The sequence below is a fragment of the Sporosarcina sp. FSL K6-3457 genome, assembly GCF_038007285.1.
Taxonomy (GTDB): domain Bacteria; phylum Bacillota; class Bacilli; order Bacillales_A; family Planococcaceae; genus Sporosarcina.
Map to the genome: position 1 here is coordinate 1682135 of NZ_JBBOWX010000001.1, position 19143 is coordinate 1701277.

The window sequence follows — 19143 nt, forward strand, 5'->3', positions numbered from 1 at the left end:
CAAGGAAAAATGGTATGATAAGAACAGCAATGGATGAAGGGGTCGAGTGATACATGCAAGAACTAGCTCAATTAATTAAACAAGCTGCTACATACGGTCAGCTTTTTACAAATCATGATGATGAGGAACGTTTTAAGAAAACAGAACTTTTTGCGGCAAAACTAATTGATAAGGAATATACAATTGGATTTGCAGGTCATTTTTCCGCAGGTAAATCTTCGATGATTAATGCGTTGACAGGGGATGACCTATTGCCTTCAAGCCCAATCCCGACAAGTGCCAATATCGTAAAAGTACGGAAAACAGATACAGACTATGCGGTCATTTATCGAACAGATGGAACTGCCGTTAAATATGGAGGACATGGATTCCCAGCTGCTGTTAAATCATTCAGTAAGGACGGAGCGGCTGTTTCACTTGTTGAAATTGGTCACACGGAATCTCATTTACCAGAAGGGATTACGGTGATGGATACACCAGGTGTCGATTCAACAGATGATGCGCACCGTCTGTCAACAGAGTCTGCACTTCATCTAGCAGACCTTGTGTTCTATACGATGGATTATAACCATGTGCAATCAGAATTGAATTTCCGCTTTACGAAAGAATTGATGCGTTATAACGATAATGTTTATTTAATTATTAATCAGATTGACAAACACCGTGATAGTGAATTGTCATTTGCAGATTTCAAGCAATCCGTTGAAGATTCATTTAAGATGTGGGGTGTTATACCGAAAGGCATCTTTTATACATCATTGAAAGACGTGACACATCCACATAATGATTTTAGTGCTGTTAAAGCGATTGTGGATGGTTCAATGGAAAACTGGCAACAGCGATTTGTTGAGAATGCCAAGCAAACACTCGTAAAGTTGAAGGATGAGCACAGCCAATTTTTAGCCGATGAAATCGTGGATCGAAAAAATACTTTCTCTGCCATCGTATCGGATGATGAATGGGAAAAACAAGCTGAGCTACAAGCAGAGGTGACAGAATCCAAAAAAATGCTAGCACTTTTATCGGGAGATGAGTTTTCCACTACATTTGAAATTGAGCGTAATAAGCTCATGCAAGGTGCCGCCATTACACCTTATGAAACACGTGAACTATTGAAGTTGTATTTGGAGTCTTTGTCCTCTCGCTTTAAAGTTGGCTTACTATTTGGCGCAAAAAAGACAGCTGAAGAAAGAGAACGTCGTAAGCAGGCATTGGCTGATAATATGAGTGGGCTTGTCCATGCCCAAATTGAAGTCCATCTGAAGGCACTGATGAAAAAGTCGCTGAAAGAGGCTGGTATTTTGACGGATGACCGATCATTAGCGATTGACGGTATCGATTTGTCCGTGCCGTTTGCTGATATTGAAAAAGAGTTCAACGTGTCGGATGTCATTACAGGTGACACGGTTCTTAATTATTCTGAACGGATGAAAACAGCAATCCACGCTGCATTCCGCCGAATGACAGACGAATGGAAGCATGATATGGCGCTCATTGCATCGACAGCTGGTGATGACAATGCCGGTATGCTCGAGCAGAAAGTTCACCGTCTGGATGAAAAACTGCATGCGATTCAGCAAGTTGAAGAAGTTGAAATCCAATTAGCTACCCTCGAAAGTAGTATGGACAATCCGTCGAAGTCGGTTATCACGGGTTGCGAGACGCTTCTGCAACAATGGGAAACACGTGAGATGCTACAAACAATTGAATTCATTGAAGAGCAAGCAACGACTATTTTAGAAGAAATAGCGGAACCGAATGGAAAAGTAGAGCAGCCTGAGCTAGCAGTACTTACTTCTGACTCGGATTCAGTTGTTGCACAAGCCATCCAAGTTGCGCATTCAGTGGAAAGTATTCCAGGTTTTCTAGAAACAGCCGATTATTTACGCAAAAAAGCTGATCGCTTAGAGGGGCAGGAGTTTACAGTCGCCTTATTTGGAGCGTTTAGTGCTGGTAAATCTTCATTTTCCAATGCGTTAATCGGTGAGAAAGTATTGCCGGTTTCACCTAATCCAACAACGGCAGCTATTAACCGCATTCGTCCCGTTTCGGCCGGAAAAGAAGACGGAACGGCAGATGTGCTGTTGAAAACGGAAGAACGTATGATAGAGGACGTCACTCGTTCATTCGAGGCGCTTGGTGTAGCTGTTACATCATTGCATGAGGCTCATCAAAAAGCTGACGAAGCGCTACAGACAGAATTGACAGATGAAAATCTTCATATCCATAAGGCATTTATCAATGCCTTTAAAAAAGGATATCCGATTTATCAGCAAAAATTAGGTACTATTATCAAAGCTGAGCGGGATGAATTTGTTAAATTTGTCGCGGAAGAAGACCGCAGCTGTTTCGTTGAATCCATCGATTTTTATTATGATTGTGAATTGACGCGAAAAGGCATTACACTTGTCGATACCCCAGGAGCGGATTCCATAAACGCACGTCATACTGATGTTGCATTCGAATATATCCGAAATGCCGATGCGATTTTGTTCGTGACGTATTATAATCATGCATTTGCTAGGGCGGACAGGGAGTTTCTTGTTCAACTTGGCCGGGTGAAAGATGCTTTCGAACTCGACAAGATGTTTTTCATCGTCAATGCGATTGACCTTGCAGCTAACGAGGAAGAGGCGGAGGCGGTCAAAACATTCGTTGCGGATGAACTGCAGAAGTTCGGCATCCGCAATCCGAGAGTTCATGGTATTTCAAGCTTGCAGGCACTAGAAGCGAAAGTGAATCAACGATTGGATCCATTTATGTCACCGTTTGAAGAGCAGTTCCATGATTTCCTCGAACATGACCTAAAGGGACTCGCAGTACAGGCGTTGGAAGAAGAGACCGTGAAAACAATTGAACGATTGGCATCACTGATTTCACGGACAGAAGCAAACAGGACACGCAAGGCTGAGAGGCTAGAAGAGTTGAATAAGATTGAAGGAGAAGTGCGTCAACACTTTGCCTACAATTTTGCCGAGGTATTAAGAAAAGCAACGAACAATGAGTTAAGTGAGCTGGTTTATTACATTTTACAGCGCGTATTTTTACGCTATGGCGATTTTTTCAAAGAAGCATATAGCCCATCAATCTTCGTCAACAATTCAGCAGATCGTGCACTGAAAGCTGCACTTGCTGAAACGGTACAAATGATTGGTTTCGATTTAACGCAAGAGTTGAAAGTGACGAACTTACGCATGTTAAACTTCATGAAAAAGCAGTTGAATGAACGCCAACGTATTGAGGCTAGTCATTTGCATGACAAAGACGGTTCGATTGCCCCTTCTCCATACGAAGCGAAGGATGCGGATATGCTGTCATTTGAGGCGCCTTATGCAGATCCAAATGTTTATAGCCGTGTCAATAAATTGTTCAAAAATCAAAAAGCGTTCTTTGAAAAAGGTGAGCGCGATTTATTGAAGAATCAACTGGAGGAATTGCTTAAGCAGGATGCGTCAATTTATTTAGGGCTAGAAAAAGAACTGCTTGAAAAGTGGACGGATGGCTGGATTGATAGTGAGGCAGAAGGACTTAGACAGCATTTATTGAAAGAAAGTTTGGCACAGATTGCCTCGGAGCGAACACTTTTACAAGGAACAGAACAGTTGACAGAATGGCGTGCGGTGTATAAAAAACTACAAGCGGAGGAGCTGGTTTGATTGACGAACGTATTTATTTCGGTAACAGATGTGGACTTTGCGACAACGAAATGGATTGATACACGTTTTTCTTTGCAAGATGTGCAGGAAGGTCATCGGAAATATATGCATAGTCATGTAACAGGTGCAGTGTATTGGGATCTTGAACGCGACATGTCTGACATGACGAGAACAGCAGGACGTCATCCGATGCCGGAGAAGGATGCTTTGACGGCTCTTTTCCGTGCAAGTGGTTTGTCAATCAATGACCCTATTGTAATTTACGATGATGGCGGCAGCCCGTTTGCGGCCCGCGCATGGTGGTTGCTGCAATATGCAGGGTTCACAAATGCTGTTATTGCGCTTGAAGGGTTTGAAGCAATTAAGCAGGCTAGTATTCCGGTTGATGGCCTAGCATCTGAGCCTGTTACAACTTCAGTTTCTCCAGTGTGGGATGAAGAACTCTATGCGTCACGTCAGTTTGTTGAGGAAACAGTTGCCGGTGAAACGTCGGGTGTCCTAGTGGATGCTCGCTCGGCACAGCGTTATCGCGGTGAACAGGAACCTATCGATCCGATTGCCGGGCGGATTCCGGGTGCGTTAAACTTCGATTGGGAACTGTTGAAGAAAGACGGTATGTACAATATGGAGGAGGCTGTCAAAGCGCAGTTAACTCAAGTTATACATCCAGCACAGCAAGTAACCGTTTATTGTGGCAGCGGCGTGACGGCGGCTCCATTATATGCCATGCTCAAGCATAATGGCTTTGCCGATGTTCGCCTGTATGTGGGCAGTTATAGTGACTGGATTTCACAGAAAGATGCCAAAGTCGAGAAAGATTGAGGGGGCTATGCCTGTGCTTTATGCAGTACTGGGGGATATTCATTCATCCAAAAATGATTTAGAAAAAGTGCTTGCCGATATTATCGATAAAGCGCCAGAAGCAGAGCTAGTAGGAACAGGCGATTTGTTTGAATGTATCATTAGTAAAAAGAATATTACAGATAAAAAATTTACGAAGCTTGAAGAGGTTATGCTCATTCCGAAAGGTTTTCCCGAGTTATTGACGTTTCCTTCGGTCGGTGGCAATCAAGAAGATCGTATTTTATGGATTACAGAAACAGCTGATCCGCTACGAGAAAAATTAGCAGCATTGCCGGCAATGATTGAAATGGGCAATGCTCAAGTAATTCACGGTCACCAGTGGCAGTGGGGTGGGGAACCATGGGCGCTAGTTCATGAAAGTGTTGAGCAATCATTTGTTTTTTATGGCCATAGTCATCAATCCATGTTGTCACGCAATGGTGTTCGCCAAGAAATTGAATTTGGCATTTCCTACAGTGTTGTAGGTGAACGTGTTCTTGTTAATGTAGGAGCAGTTGTCGATGATCGGGAGTGGGTGTTGTATGAGTCGGAGGAACAAACCGTTACGTTTATGAAGGCGTAATGCAAAAAGACTGAAGCTGTGGTTGCTTCAGTCTTTTCTATGGATCGCTTCCCTTGCTAGGGCATCCGCCGCCCGATTTTCTACGTCAGGAATCCACTTGATGAAAAAGAAGTCAAACGTTGTGGCGATGGTAAGAATCTGAGCTAAGATTGGCTTATGCGCTTCGTTTTTGACAAACTCTTTTTCAACAGCCATGACAACAATTTGGGAATCTGAACGAGCAGATACGATACCAGTCGTCAGTTTCGCTGCTTCTTCTAGACCGCGTAATAGCGCTTGAAATTCAGCGGAGTGATTGTTGGTCGGTTCGATACGTTCGGAAAATTTTAGTTGATGGCCTTCACCTTTGATGTAAATCCCGATGCCGCTTTTCCCGGGATTACCAGCGCTGGCACCGTCCACGTATAGTTCAAGCATATGTATCACCTCGATGTATGTATTCAAATGAGTAGTTGCGCCTTCAAGTCACACATATTAGAATAGAGGAATCCTATCTTGGGGAGGCAACTATGAACAAAACAATAATTATGAGTGAAATTGACGAGATTTTAACTGGCTATTGTGAGGGCTGTTTTCTAAAAACACAACTCGCTAAAGAGAGAGGGAAGACAGGAGCGCACCGATTTTGTATTAAAACTTGTACAATCGGCGAGCAGCTTCAGTTTTTGGGGCGGGAGATTAATAAAAATTAATTACGCCTTGGCGTAATTACGTCCAAATTTTGAGTTGTGCCCGCAGGATGCGGGTATACAGTCGTTGCGACAGGACGTCGCGAACTTAGACTGCCCCAATTAACTCCTTTCAAAATTTGTGACATCCGCCGGAGGCTTTATTTGCTTCAACAGAAGCAAATAAAATAATATCCCGCTGGAACTTGCGTCAGCGGGATTTTTTGTTCGATCATTCATCTCCAGATTTTAAGACATTCGCCGCCTGAGGACCTCGATTCCCTTCGATAATTTCGAAAGATACAGATTGCCCTTCATCAAGCGTTTTAAAGCCTTCTGATACAATACCGGTAAAGTGGACGAACACATCTTCCCCGTCATCCGCTTCGATGAAACCATAGCCTTTTTCATTGCTGAACCATTTCACTTTTCCCTGGTACATGTAGACTCCTCCTCGGCGTTTCAATGTCCCATCCATTATAACATGGATGATTTAACTATACATGAATCGACAATTTACGTCAACGATATGCCTGAACTTTCTGAATGAGGTATTTACTATTTTATTAATCAAAAAAGGAGTGGTTTTATGGAAGCACTTTTGAAGAGATGTCAGCAAGTTGTCGAAGGAGTTTACAATCAGTTTGATGCGAGTCATGATTTTGCGCATATTGAACGCGTATTGAAAAATGCGGAAGAAATTTTACAAAAAGAATCGGCGGCAAATGAGGAGATCGTTCGTCTAGCAGTTCTGCTACATGATGTTGATGATGCTAAATATCAAACAGAGGGGCAGTTAACGGCTATTGATATACTACAGACAATTGGTGCACCGGATAATCTGTCACAGCAAGTATTGGCGTGTATTGAAAGTGTGTCATTCAGCGGCGGTAATGCCAAGAAACTAACATCTATTGAAGGGGCTATCGTTCGCGATGCTGATCGGCTGGACGCAATTGGGGCGATTGGGATTGCGAGGACGTTTGCATTTGGTGGGGCAAGGGGAAGGAAGTTATATGATGGTAGCGAAAAGGCACGAGATCAGATGTCTGAAGCAGACTACCGTGGGAGAGAAACGGCATCAGTCACACATTTTTATGAAAAGTTATTGTTGCTGAAAGAGTTGATGGTGACGGAAGAAGGCAAGCGCTTAGCGCAGCAGCGGCATGATTATATGGTAGGATTTTTGAAACAGCTAGAGCGGGAGATAGGATTAGAATAGTTCGTAGTTGAAAAAACGCCACAACGACTAGTTCGCTGTGGCGCTTGTTGTTTAGCTGATTTTACTGTCTAAATTATGTCTACGTAAATTGAAAAGTTCTTTTTCATTTGTGTATGCTTTATGAGTAGTGAATGCGAGTTCATCTTGGATAGATGCGACCGTTTCGGTTAGGGCGGTCAATTCACCACGCATATGATGGACATCCATTGTTAGGTTTTCAAGCTTGGCATCTGTTTCTTCCTGACGATCACGGATTACTTTAATGATTTGTGTATTTTTATCGAGTTGCGCTTTCATACTAGTGATGTCAGCTTTCATGACGGTAATCTCAGATTTGATGCCAGTAATGTCAGTTTTCATGCTGGTAATCTCAGATTTGATGCCAGTAATGTCAGTTTTCATGCTGGTAATCTCAGATTTGATACCAGTGATGTCAGTTTTCATGCTGGTAATCTCAGATTTGATACCAGTGATGTCAGCTTTTATATCGTTCACATCGGTTCTTAAATCCTTCACTTCTGCTAGAATTTGGAGTAAGATTTTTTCACTCATAAATGGTCTCCTTTCATCATATTTTGCGAACTTTATATTATGTTGATGCTATGAAGTATCTTTGAATATAGATTAATAATAACATATGTTCGTACGTTTTGTAAAGCAGAAAAAAGGATTTTTCACTAGAATAAATTTACCAGTAGCCCCATTCCTTACGCATAGCATAGGGAGTGGGGCTGTTGTTTTCATTGTAGTTTAGTCATTCACAACGCGTTTAAATTCATGGTAGCGTGTACCTTGGAATGTTAGCATTCCCAAGTCACCTTCGGCAAGCATACCGTATTCAGAGCCCGATACTGGGAATTCGATTCGGTCGCCGCTTTCAACTTGAAAGGTTGTGTAATACCGTGTGCTAGCTGATGAATCACCTGATCCGCCAGATGTCTTTGATCGTTTGGTAATCACTTCCGCAGGTACAGTTAGCTTTGGCGAGTTGTTGTTTTTATTCCACTCACCAATACCGCTTATGATTGCGACTAAAATAATACCGATAAAAATAATAACAAAGATGACCATGAAGATTGGACCGAACGAAAACATGAAATCGCCGAATGGATCTGGTCCCATTGATAATCACTCCTTTTGTATTTTAACTTCATTCAGCAGGGGGCCAACCCCTGCCGAATGGGGAGGAATGAAGTCCAATTCCTCCCTGTTAAGCCTCCGGCGGATGTCCCAGATTTTGAATTGAGCAAGCTCAATTCAAAATCAAAATCTGGACACAATCACGCCGAGGCGCGATTGATTAGAATATTTTTTATACGTTTTTGAGTGATAAATAGTTTCAAAACTTTCTATACGACTATAAAAGACACCTTTGATATTTGCAAATTACTTCTCTATACTAATATAAATAGTCATGCGATTCATCTTTATATTTCGAGAGGAGGGAGTCCATGAAATATATAAAAATTGTTTTACAAGTTCTATTATTATATGGATTGGTGCTAGTGGGGGGCTGGCTTCGCAACTTTTTTCATATACCCCTACCAGGTAGTATTATTGGGCTGTTGTTGTTATGGGCAGCGCTGTCATTGAAAATAATTCGACTGCAATGGATTGAAAAAGGGTCTTATTTTCTTTTATCTTTTATCCCACTTTTCCTGTTACCCGCGACAGTCGGGGGGATGGATTATGGATATATCTTCACAGGGAAAGGTTTTTTATTAATCCCGATTACAATGATTAGTACATTTTTGACGATGTGGATTTCGGGTTATACGAGTCAATTCATTGCCCGGAAATCGGCTGAAAGGAAGGGGAAAGTGCCATGCGAATAATGATGCTTACCGTCCTTTTTTTCGTCCTGACCATCGCGGTTTATGTTGTGATGAATTTCTTTTATGTAAAATATCGCCGGTCTTTTTTAATTCCCATCTTAACATCAACGGTGACTATGATTGTCATCCTATTGTTGTTCAAGGTCCCTTATACAACATATATGATTGGAGGCAAGTGGCTGGATGTCTTGCTAGGTCCTGCGATTGTTGCTTTGGCGATTCCATTATATAAACAGCAGGATGTCCTTAAAAGGAATGTGCTCCCGATTATCGGAGGGGTATTGGTGGGCGTATTTGCAGGAATGCTAAGCGGTATGTTGTTTGCCAAGTTATTTGGTTTCTCACAAGATATTATTTTATCATTATTGCCGAAATCCATTACAACGCCTATCGCCATTCAAATTACGGCGGCAATTGGTGGTATTTCTTCATTGGCAGCTGTATTTGTTATGATTGCGGGTTTTTCAGGGGTGATTTTCGGTCCGCTGTTGTTCAAATGGACTCGAATGGACACTGCTATGGGGCGTGGCATTGGGTTAGGTGCTGCGGCACATGCGCTCGGTACGTCGAAAGCCATTGAACTTGGTGAGCGGGAAGCCTCGATGAGTTCGGTCGCGATGACACTTTGTGCGATCATTGGCTCAGTTTTAGGTCCAGTTATGGTTTGGATATTTTATTAAGATAAAATTTGTGACATCCGCCGGAGGCTCAATTTGAATCAGTAGGGAGTCCAAGTTCCTTACTGATTCAAATTGGGTATCTGTCATTCGACTAAGATACCCGTTTTTCGCAATGCGTCTTCCGCATTTTTTATCTGTTCTTCATTGTCCGCCAGTATTGTATGAAGGTGAATGCCTTCTTCTGCTAGCTTCGATAAGTAAACTGCTTTTGCCTCACTAATTCTCTTGATGAATTCTTGCACTTCGTTTCGATTAGAGACCATGATGGAAGCACTTAAATCCCCATAAACAGGGTGTTCGATTTTAACGTCTTTGACAGTCACGCCGTTATCGACGAGAATATTCAGTTCCTCTTCGGTTTGTTCAGGCTGATGCTGACAGACGATTACTTTTTCAATTTTCCTAGGTGTTCGTTGTGCGTGCATATAGATGTAGCCTTGGCTTGTTGCGATAATCGGTTCGTTTTTTGCTTTAAGCAATGTAATATCGCCAACAATCACTTGTCGACTGACATTCGTCAATTCCCCTAACTCTTTCCCCGTCATCGGTTTGGTAGCTGCCTGTAACGTGTCAACAAGGACTTGACGGCGTTCGCTACCAGGCATTTTTTCATTTTCGCTCATTTTTATCCCTCCAGCATTACTAGTTTATCATAAGTGGTTGTCGAATTTTCAAAGCGATGTCAATTAGGCAATCTGCTAATGCTTCCACGTTAGCTATTGTTGTACGATTTCCGAATGAAATTCGGATAAATTCCTTTGCCTGCTGTGGGTCTATTTGCAAAGCCATCATCGCTTTAGAGGCGTGCTGCTGTCCTACTTGGCAGGCACTCCCCGTTGAAATGGCAAAACCGAGCCGATTCAATTCTAGCATGATGAGCTGCCCTTCGACATTTTTTACAGCAAGACCAATAATCTGAGAAAGTTGTTGTAGGTTATCACTCGTTTGATAAATTGTGAATAAATGAGGATAGGCCATAATTTTATCGAGAAATGCTTGACGGAATGTTTGATAAACATGCTCAAGATTGTTTAGATGACTAGCTGCTGTGATAAATGCGGCAATGCCAGGCACGTTGACAGTGCCTCCTCTGAAACCTGCTTCGTGGACGAGTCCTGGGAAAACAGGGACAAGTCGATGGCGTGGATGGATATAGGCGACACCAACACCTTTTGGACCATACACTTTATGGCTGGAAATCGTTAAGCTATCGACAAGTTGTGCAATTGGTTTTAGATCAATTTTACCAAATGATTGTATACAATCACTATGAAGCAAAATAGAACGTTCTTTTACGATTGCGGCAATTTTTTCAAGCGGTTGTATCGTGCCTATTTCTGGATTGATATGCTGTATGCTCACAAGAATAGTGTCGCTTGTTAATGCTTTTTCGAATAGCTGGAGATCCACAAAACCCTCCTTAGTAAATGGAATCGTCGTTATTGTAAATCCGTCTTCTTGTAAATAGGCCAACGCAGAATCGATGGAAGGATGCTCCCCAGCAGTGGTGATAATATGATTCCCTTGATGTCGATTCGCCTTTGCCAGTGAAATGATAGAGAGCAGGTTGCTTTCCGTGCCTCCGCCAGTGAAGTACAGGCCAGCTGCATGAACACCAAGCATTGCCGCAAGCTCCTCTCGACATAACGCCAGCATGTTTTGTGCCTCGGCTCCCACCTCATGTAAACTACTCGTATTTCCATAGCATGCTTGCGCGAGCTTGCTATAAACATGCGCCGCCTTCGGGTGTAGTGGCGTCGTTGCCGCATAATCGAAATAATGCATAGGTCATTCCTCCAACTTCTTAATAACTTCATCTTGTCATAGTTTGTCTTTTGTGTAAAGATAGATGTCAAGACACCTAGTGAATTGGAGAGGACAACATGAAAACGTACAATTGCATCATTGTCGGCAGTGGAATTGCCGCCATGCAGCTAGCCCATCATCTAAGTCATCAATGCCGTGTGCTTGTTCTGACAAAATCCGTGAAACAAGCGAGTAATTCCTACCGTGCACAAGGAGGAATTGCTGCGGCAGTTGGAGATGGTGACAAAGCAGCAAGTCATTATGAAGATACTATTACAGCAGGTTGTCATTTTCATAACCATCAACAAGTGCATCGTCTTGTTGAAAAAGGGCCGGAACTCATTGAGCAGTTGACGGCGAGTGGTCTTAGTTTTGATCAAGATGGCACAGGGCAAATTGCTTTAGGTATGGAAGGTGCGCATAGTCGAAAACGGATTGTTCACTGTGGCGGTGATGCAACGGGTAAACATGTCATGGACCATTTACTAGCTTCACTGAAAAGAAATATTGAAGTGATAGAAAATCGTTTTGTTTATGAATTAATGATGCACCCTCTTTCAAAAAAATGTGTGGGTGTGAAAGCGAAGAACGAGAACGGTGACAATGAAATCTATTTTGCCGATCATGTTGTTCTCGCGATGGGTGGAGTGGGTGGATTATTTTCATATACATCGAATGATCCTTCCGTGACAGGGGATGGCATTGCGCTAGCTTATAGAGCGGGTGCGGAGCTGGTCGATATGGAATTCATACAATTCCATCCGACGTTATTGTATGTCAATGGCAAAACGGTTGGCTTAGTTTCCGAAGCTGTTAGAGGAGAAGGTGGCAGGCTAGTGGGTGCATGTGGTACGCCGGTGATGGCTGGCAAGCACCCCTTAGAAGACCTGGCCCCCCGTCATATTGTGGCGAAGGAACTCTTCGAACAGCGCATGGTTGGCAAGGATGTCTATTTGGACATTTCGATGATTGACCATTTTGAAAATAAATTCCCGACTATCACTGCTTTATGCCATGCAAACGGCGTGTCACTGGAAGAACGAAGAATTCCTGTTGGTCCGGGCTGTCATTTCTTAATGGGGGGAATTGTCGTGGATGCTGTTGGTCAAACCTCGATAGAAGGCTTATATGCCATCGGTGAAACCGCATCGACAGGCGTTCATGGCGCCAATCGATTGGCTAGTAACTCCTTATTGGAGGGACTGTATTATGGGCAGCAATTAGCCATTCATTTAAACAAACGTTTCGTTGCGCATGAAATAGAAAGTCGGGTGGATTTATTTACGAAAGCGTCATTGAAGACAATGCCTTCACTGCCTGAAAAACAAGAGCTACGGGAAAAAATGATGGCTTATGCGGGCATTATCCGGACGGGTTCGGAACTTGAACAACTAGCAAAGTGGCTGGAGCAATATGATGAGGAAACCATTTCATTGGATGAATGGGAAATCGAAGCGATACAGCGCTTATTTATGCTACAAACTGCAAAACTAATCACAACTGCTGCACAGCTCAGAACGGAAAGTAGGGGAGCGCATAACCGGAAGGACTTTCCTGAGGAGAATCAACGGTGGGGGCATATCCATATTGTCCAAGCGAAAAAAGGAATCGAAATGAGGGAGCAACATCATGAATACCATCAAGTTGAGATCTATGCTTGAACAGTTTTATCTAGAGGATATTGGGGATGGTGATCTCTCCAGTGAATTATTATTTCCAGAAACAGTCGTTGGAGAACTGACGATACTTGCCAAAAAGAGCGGCATCTTTTGTGGGAAAAAAGTGATTGAAGAAGGAATGCTCATTGTTGATCGGCAGACTATTGTAAATTGTTTCGTAGAGGATGGTAGTCCGGTTGAAAAAGGAAGTGTCATTGCGACGGCAAAGGGTTCGGTGCAAAGCTTGTTGAAAGGTGAGCGTGTCATTTTGAACTTAATTCAACGGATGAGCGCGATTGCGACAGAGACACGTCGGGTTGTGGACATCATTGAGGGAACGGGAACGAAAATATGTGACACTCGCAAAACAATGCCAGGCTTGCGGATGTTGGACAAATATGGGGTTCGTATGGGCGGCGGATTCAATCATCGTAATGGCTTGTTTGACGCTGTGATGTTAAAGGATAATCATTTAGCATTTGCTGGTTCATTAACGAAAGCAGTTGAAACGGTTAAGGAGGCACTCGGGCATACCGTGAAAATTGAAGTGGAAATTGAGTCGTTTCAACAATTGCAGGAAGCCATTGCAGCGAAAGTGGATATTATTATGTTTGATAATTGTACGCCTGACATTATTGTAGAGTGGAAGAAAATCGTACCGGACACAATCATTACTGAAGCATCTGGCATGATTACTCAAGATACGATCCGTGCTTATGCGGAATCGGGTGTGGATTATATATCACTCGGATATTTAACACACTCTGTCAAGGCGCTGGATATTAGTGCAATCGTTACAATAAATGAATAATTGGAGGAATCGCTATGTCTATTTTGCAATACTTCGAAGAACAAAAAAGTGGAACGATACCAGAAAGCTATCGGGAACTAACGCGTGAGCAAATGGAAGCGCGTATTGTATCGATTAAGCAACAGCTTGGCGAGAAGCTGTTCATCCCGGGGCATCACTACCAAAAAGATGAGGTCATTCAATTTGCGGATGCATCAGGGGACTCCTTGCAGCTTGCACAGCTTTGTGCGGCGAATGAACAGGCGGAGCATATTGTATTTTGCGGAGTCCACTTCATGGCGGAGACAGCGGATATTTTGACGAGTGATCATCAAAAAGTCTATTTACCTGATATGCGCGCGGGTTGTTCGATGGCTGATATGGCCAATATATTTCAAACGGACCGTGCATGGCAAGCGCTGATGGAGCTATTTGGGGAAACGATTGTGCCACTGACCTATGTCAATTCAACGGCTGCCATTAAAGCCTTTGTCGGTAAAAATGGTGGTGCGAGTGTCACATCTTCGAATGCGGAATCGATGGTGAAATGGGCGTTTACACAAAAAGAGCGTATTCTATTTTTGCCAGACCAGCATTTAGGTAGAAATACAGCGTATCAGATTGGTGTCCCACTTGAGCAAATGGCGATATGGAATCCTATTGACGACAAGCTGGAGTATGAGGGGGACATTGAAGATATCAAAGTGATTTTGTGGAAAGGGCATTGCTCTGTTCACGAAAACTTTACCGTTAAAAATATCATTGATATTCGACAAAGTGAGCCGGATAGACGCATTATCGTTCATCCAGAATGCTCACGGGAGGTCGTTGGATTAGCGGATGATAACGGCTCAACAAAATATATTATTGATGCAATCGAAGGTGCGGAGCCTGGGAGTAAGTGGGCAATAGGCACAGAAATGAATCTTGTCAATCGGCTTATTCACAAGCATCGGGACAAAGATATCACTTCACTCAATCCGAGTATGTGCCCTTGCTTAACGATGAACCGGATTGACTTAGCGCACCTATTATGGAGTTTAGACAGCATTGTCAATGAAGAAGCTGTCAATACCGTTCAGGTCGATAAAGAGACGGCTAAAGATGCTGTTACTGCATTGGAACGGATGTTAGCAAGAGCATAGAGGATTGACCAGGCACCTTGTCGGAATAGATGAGGTGTCTTTTGTTTTGTACTGGTTGAAAATTTACGATAGAATGAACAGCCGTAAAGGAGAATTCCAATGATTGTAAAAAACAATTGGTTCACAGTGGATGAAACATGCTTTAATTCACCACAAATTAAAGAGGTCTGTTTTTAGTATAGACATCATAGGTTGAAGAAGGTTGTCTACTAATTTCTTGAAAAGGATATGATAGGAAAAGTCTTTTGTTTAAAACTGAGAGAATATACTGTACAATGGTAATAATATGAATTTGGAGGGATTATTTTGACAGGTTTAAAAAAAGCAGGAATACTATTAAGCTCTTCTGTACTATCCTTGGGTATGCTTTCATCTGTTGCTAGTGCTTCAAGTCCAGTGAATGAGCAACCGGAAAAGGTGCAGATTCAAGTCGCTTCCACAGAAATAACGGTTACAAAAAGTGATTTAATCAAGAAGTTTCGTGAGTTGTTTCCGAATCAGTTTGATTTCTTAACGACGAATGATTTTCAAATGAGTAATAGTCATTTTTATCCTGATGATGACACATTACGCCATGAATTATCTTTTTCTAAAACAGTTAATGGCAAGTATGTGTACGGTAGTCTTGGATTTATAGGCGAGAATTTAGATATTGAACAATATTATTATCAGCCGGTCAATCTATCGGAAGCCTTATTTCCAGCAAAGGTTTCTAAAGAAGAGGCTAGGAAAATAGCAGATAAATTTATTGAACAATTTTCTGCTGGAGAAGATTATCGACTAGAAGAAAATCAATTTAACTATTATCCAACACAACTTTTAACTGAGCCGATTCGTTACTCATTTTCCTTTGTTCGTACGGAAAACCAAGTACCTATAGCTGACCAAAGGATAGAAGTGGTTGTTCTTGGAAATGGTGAGGTTGTTAATTTTTATAGAAATCCATTGAAGATTGGCAAGTCTACCTTTGAGGATGCAGCGGGCACAAAAGGTAAAACTGAGCTGACAGACAAAGTAAAAGAAAATCTATCGACTGATTTGTACTATCAAATCGATACGAACTACCAAACAGGCGACCAAAGTGTTCGACTTGTTTATCAACCAATGATTAATGTAAGTGGTGTTCACGCATCTTCAGGGAAGTGGTTAACAACAGACGGCTACACGGCGGATTTTCCAAAGGCTAAAAAAATTGAACTAATTACGGCCAATCCATTGTCTGCAAAAAAAGATGGTGTTTCTTTGGAAGAAGCGAAAAAAATGGCTGAACAGCTTCTTGCGAGTAAATCCGATAAAGTGAAGTTAAGCATTGACTCTATTGACGAGGTGGAAAATGAAAACGGACAGGCCGTTATTCGTATGCACTATATGTATCGTTATGCGAATGGTGGAACGGGGACGGTTTTAGAAATTAATAAAAGTACGGGAGAAATTACACAGTATCACAATATAATGAGCAATATTTTTGAGGAACTTGCTGAGGAGTCTGAAAAAGAGAGTACCATTTCAGAACAAGAAGCACTGACTAAGGCGATTCAATACTTAAAAGAATGGGTTCCTTCTTATTTGCATAACTATGCAATGCCTACTACAAATCCCCATTTCGAGAAGGAACGAGGTATGTACAGTATTTCATTCCCAAGAGTGGTCAATGGGATTCTTGTAATGGGAGATGAGATTCATGTGACGATAGCCGCTGATGGCTCTTTAAACGGCTTGTATGTTAATTATCAAGAGCTGGAAGAATGGCCATCGACTGATAAAGTCATTTCGGAGGAAGCGGCTAAAAAGAGCTTAACAGAAGCGCTAAATCTGAAATTGACGTATATCGATCAAGGACAAAATAAAGAAAAACCACATTATGATCTCGTCTATGTCCCTGAATTTAATGAAGAAGCGTATAGTTTCCTAGATGCTAGCACAGGAGAGTGGAACAGCTCGTTGAATGGGAAAAATTCGACAGTCATTTCACATCCTTCGGCACAAGAAGAACTCAATTATTTGATTGAAGCTAACATTTTAGATATTAAAGATAGTAAAGATTTTGATGGAGATGCCTCTGTTTCTAAAGGGGAAGCACTAAAGATTATTATGAATTCACTCACATATTTTTATGAAGGCAGATATGTAGTGGATAAAGAAGACATGAAACAGACGTTTACGAATATAGATCCAAAACATCCGTCTTATCAAGTTATTGAACGTGCCGTTGAATTGGGTATTATTAAAACGAATGATCAAAGCTTTGATGTGGATGCGCCAATGATAAGAGAGGAACTAGCTGTTTGGTATATTCGAGTTCTAGGCCTCGAGCAAGCAGCGAAAGATGGTAGTATTTATAAGCTTGACTTTGAGGATGCTAGTAAGGTAAATAGTGAATACAGTGGTTACGTGGCTTTAGCAAATTCATTGGGCTTAGTAAATTCAGAACAAAATTATATCAGCCCTGATCGTTCCGTGACTTATGCAGAGTTGGCGGTATCGACGATTCGCCTCGCGCATAAAATAGCTGAAAGTGGTGGAAGAGGGTTACAGCAGTACTAAACTAGTGATATTACCCCTTGACAAAATTTTTTGATATTGTATGATTATTTACAATCTTAAAATGAACGGTGATGAAGGATTAGTATGTGGAGACTTGTTGTGCCAGAGAGCGAAATTTAGAAGCTGAGAGATTTCGCCACAAACAAGCCACAGAACCTGCCTTTGGAGTCCTATGTAAAATATAGGCGCGAACCTCAGCGTTATGAGGGAAGCGGGGTGCGTCCATACGCATCCAATTTTGGTGGTACCGCGGAAGCAGAGCTCTTTCGTCCTTAATATGAGGATGACTGGGCTTTTTAATTTGATTTAGAAGAGCGCTAAATCAAATTAAAGCCTCCGGCGGATGCCACAGATTTTTTGAAGGAATTTAAGAAGGCAGTCTGAGTGCGCGACGTCCTGTCGCAACGACTGCATGACCTACTTCCTGTAGGCCTCGAGCTCGATAAAAATCTGGGCCAAATATGCCAAGGCGTATTTGATTGTTTAATCATAGGTGAAATGGTGGAGATATTGACATGAAAAAACAACGGATTGTTGTCAAAATTGGGAGCAGTTCCTTAACGAATGATAGGGGAGAAATTGACCAGGAGAAGTTCGACGATCATATTGAGGCGCTTGCTACACTTCGAAAAGCGGGACATGAGGTTATCGTTGTATCTTCTGGGGCGGTAGCTGCGGGGTTTGCCGGTTTAGGCTATCCGTCAAGGCCGCTTACCATTAAAGGGAAACAAGCAGCGGCGGCAGTCGGGCAAGGTTTATTAATACAGTCTTATATTGAGAAGTTTAGTAAGCATCACATCGTTCCAGCACAGATTTTATTGACACGTAGTGACTTTTCCAACCGTGAACGCTATAGAAATGCATTTGCAACGCTGACGGAGCTGTTAGAACGAGGTGTTTTACCCATCATCAACGAAAATGATACGGTCTCTGTCGATGAATTGACATTTGGGGATAATGATATGTTGTCTGCGCTTGTGAGCGGCTTTCTACATGCGGATCGGCTTATTATTTTGACAGATATTAATGGGTTATATGATGCCAATCCGCACAGCAATCCTGCGGCGAATCGTCTTGATTATTTGGAGGAAATTACAGATACCCTTTTAGCAGGGGCTGAGGATACAGGATCGAAAGTTGGCACGGGTGGTATGAAATCAAAGTTGCTGGCAGCCAAAACGGCCCACTCACTTGGTATTTCTGTTTTTATTGGCACGGGAAAAGGTTCTCAGAAGTTAATTGAAATTGTAGAGGGTGCAGGGGATGGCACGTATATTGCCAATCCTGATTGTACAAAAATCAATACGAGCAGGCAATGGATTGTCTTGCATTCCGAATCGACAGGTAAATTATATGTCGATCAAGGTGCGGAAGAAGCGATTTTATATAATGGGAAAAGTTTATTGCCAGCTGGCGTGTTTAAAGTGACAGGGACTTTTGACAAAGGGGATGTTGTCGAGGTATTTGGCGTGAACGGTTTGCTGGGCAGGGGTGAAGTTAGTTATTCGTCGGATGAACTGGATGGCGCGATTGAAAAACGACATAAGGAAAAGTTGGCGTCGACGATGGAAGTGATTCATAGAAATCGCTGGGTACAACTTTAACTTGAGTCAGCTGAAGTTCTTGCTGATTCAAGTTAAAGTTGAGCCTCCAGCGGATGTCACAAATTTTGCCGGGAGTTAATTGCGCGAGCGCAATTCAAAATTTGGACGC

Annotated in this window: 18 protein-coding genes; 12 read left to right on the forward strand and 6 right to left on the reverse strand. The window is 42.3% G+C overall.

The features are described 5' to 3' along the window. Positions 1-53: 53 nt before the first annotated feature. Genes N1I80_RS08210 through N1I80_RS08220 form a run of 3 tightly spaced genes read left to right on the forward strand, consistent with a single transcriptional unit; the run spans position 54 to position 5082 of the window. Positions 54-3656 carry a dynamin family protein gene (locus tag N1I80_RS08210; protein ID WP_340737401.1) on the forward strand — a complete coding sequence of 1201 codons (3603 nt, stop codon included), beginning with the start codon at positions 54-56 and terminating at the stop codon, positions 3654-3656. After that, on the forward strand, positions 3657-4478 hold the full coding sequence (locus N1I80_RS08215; protein ID WP_340737402.1) for a sulfurtransferase: 822 nt from the start codon (positions 3657-3659) through the stop codon (positions 4476-4478). A gap of 13 nt (positions 4479-4491) precedes the next feature. Next, positions 4492-5082, forward strand: coding sequence for a metallophosphoesterase family protein (locus N1I80_RS08220; protein WP_340737403.1), 591 nt, complete (start codon positions 4492-4494; stop codon positions 5080-5082). Positions 5083-5109: 27 nt separating this feature from the next. Here the strand turns inward: N1I80_RS08220 and N1I80_RS08225 are convergent, their stop codons facing one another. Continuing rightward, positions 5110-5499 (reverse strand): ribonuclease HI family protein, encoded by a 390-nt coding sequence (locus N1I80_RS08225; RefSeq protein ID WP_340737404.1) that lies wholly within the window; start codon positions 5497-5499, stop codon positions 5110-5112. A gap of 92 nt (positions 5500-5591) precedes the next feature. On the opposite strand from N1I80_RS08225, the gene N1I80_RS08230 reads away from it, so the two are divergent. Then, positions 5592-5774 carry a zinc-finger domain-containing protein gene (locus N1I80_RS08230; protein ID WP_340737405.1) on the forward strand — a complete coding sequence of 61 codons (183 nt, stop codon included), beginning with the start codon at positions 5592-5594 and terminating at the stop codon, positions 5772-5774. Positions 5775-5982: 208 nt separating this feature from the next. Here the strand turns inward: N1I80_RS08230 and N1I80_RS08235 are convergent, their stop codons facing one another. Continuing rightward, the gene (locus N1I80_RS08235) at positions 5983-6192 is read right to left on the reverse strand and encodes a cold-shock protein (protein WP_318617431.1); all 210 of its coding nucleotides are present in this window, start codon (positions 6190-6192) and stop codon (positions 5983-5985) included. 147 nt (positions 6193-6339) lie between these two features. Here N1I80_RS08235 and N1I80_RS08240 point away from each other — a divergent pair, with 147 nt between their 5' ends. Further along, entirely contained in the window at positions 6340-6972 is a 633-nt protein-coding gene (locus N1I80_RS08240) for an HD domain-containing protein (protein ID WP_340737406.1), read from the forward strand. A 51-nt stretch (positions 6973-7023) separates the two neighbouring features. Here the strand turns inward: N1I80_RS08240 and N1I80_RS08245 are convergent, their stop codons facing one another. Both N1I80_RS08245 and N1I80_RS08250 read right to left on the reverse strand, forming a co-directional pair. Further along, complete coding sequence (locus N1I80_RS08245; RefSeq protein ID WP_340737407.1) at positions 7024-7524, reverse strand: hypothetical protein; 501 nt, start codon at positions 7522-7524, stop codon at positions 7024-7026. Between the two features lie 198 nt (positions 7525-7722). Further along, positions 7723-8094, reverse strand: coding sequence for a DUF2500 domain-containing protein (locus N1I80_RS08250; RefSeq protein ID WP_340737408.1), 372 nt, complete (start codon positions 8092-8094; stop codon positions 7723-7725). 329 nt (positions 8095-8423) lie between these two features. On the opposite strand from N1I80_RS08250, the gene N1I80_RS08255 reads away from it, so the two are divergent. After that, positions 8424-8807, forward strand: coding sequence for a CidA/LrgA family holin-like protein (locus N1I80_RS08255; RefSeq protein ID WP_340737409.1), 384 nt, complete (start codon positions 8424-8426; stop codon positions 8805-8807). Next, positions 8798-9487, forward strand: coding sequence for an LrgB family protein (locus N1I80_RS08260; protein WP_340737410.1), 690 nt, complete (start codon positions 8798-8800; stop codon positions 9485-9487). The genes N1I80_RS08255 and N1I80_RS08260 overlap by 10 nt, the downstream gene beginning before the upstream one ends. An 83-nt stretch (positions 9488-9570) precedes the next feature. Here the strand turns inward: N1I80_RS08260 and N1I80_RS08265 are convergent, their stop codons facing one another. Both N1I80_RS08265 and N1I80_RS08270 read right to left on the reverse strand, forming a co-directional pair. Beyond that, positions 9571-10116, reverse strand: coding sequence for a transcription repressor NadR (locus N1I80_RS08265; protein ID WP_340739999.1), 546 nt, complete (start codon positions 10114-10116; stop codon positions 9571-9573). 13 nt (positions 10117-10129) lie between these two features. Next, positions 10130-11272 carry an IscS subfamily cysteine desulfurase gene (locus tag N1I80_RS08270; RefSeq protein WP_340737411.1) on the reverse strand — a complete coding sequence of 381 codons (1143 nt, stop codon included), beginning with the start codon at positions 11270-11272 and terminating at the stop codon, positions 10130-10132. Between the two features lie 98 nt (positions 11273-11370). Here N1I80_RS08270 and nadB point away from each other — a divergent pair, with 98 nt between their 5' ends. From nadB to proB, 5 genes are all read left to right on the forward strand, one after another. Beyond that, positions 11371-12954: an L-aspartate oxidase gene (gene nadB, locus N1I80_RS08275; RefSeq protein ID WP_340737412.1), complete on the forward strand. Its 1584-nt coding sequence runs from the start codon at positions 11371-11373 to the stop codon at positions 12952-12954. Further along, positions 12923-13762, forward strand: coding sequence for a carboxylating nicotinate-nucleotide diphosphorylase (nadC, locus tag N1I80_RS08280; RefSeq protein ID WP_340737413.1), 840 nt, complete (start codon positions 12923-12925; stop codon positions 13760-13762). Before nadB ends, nadC begins: the two co-directional genes overlap by 32 nt. Before the next feature lie 14 nt (positions 13763-13776). Beyond that, positions 13777-14886, forward strand: a complete 1110-nt coding sequence (gene nadA / locus N1I80_RS08285; RefSeq protein WP_340737414.1) for a quinolinate synthase NadA — start codon at positions 13777-13779, stop codon at positions 14884-14886. Between the two features lie 306 nt (positions 14887-15192). Then, the gene (locus tag N1I80_RS08290; RefSeq protein ID WP_340737415.1) at positions 15193-17430 is read left to right on the forward strand and encodes a YcdB/YcdC domain-containing protein; all 2238 of its coding nucleotides are present in this window, start codon (positions 15193-15195) and stop codon (positions 17428-17430) included. Positions 17431-17945: 515 nt separating this feature from the next. Next, positions 17946-19034, forward strand: a complete 1089-nt coding sequence (proB, locus tag N1I80_RS08295) for a glutamate 5-kinase (protein ID WP_340737416.1) — start codon at positions 17946-17948, stop codon at positions 19032-19034. Positions 19035-19143 lie beyond the last annotated feature (109 nt).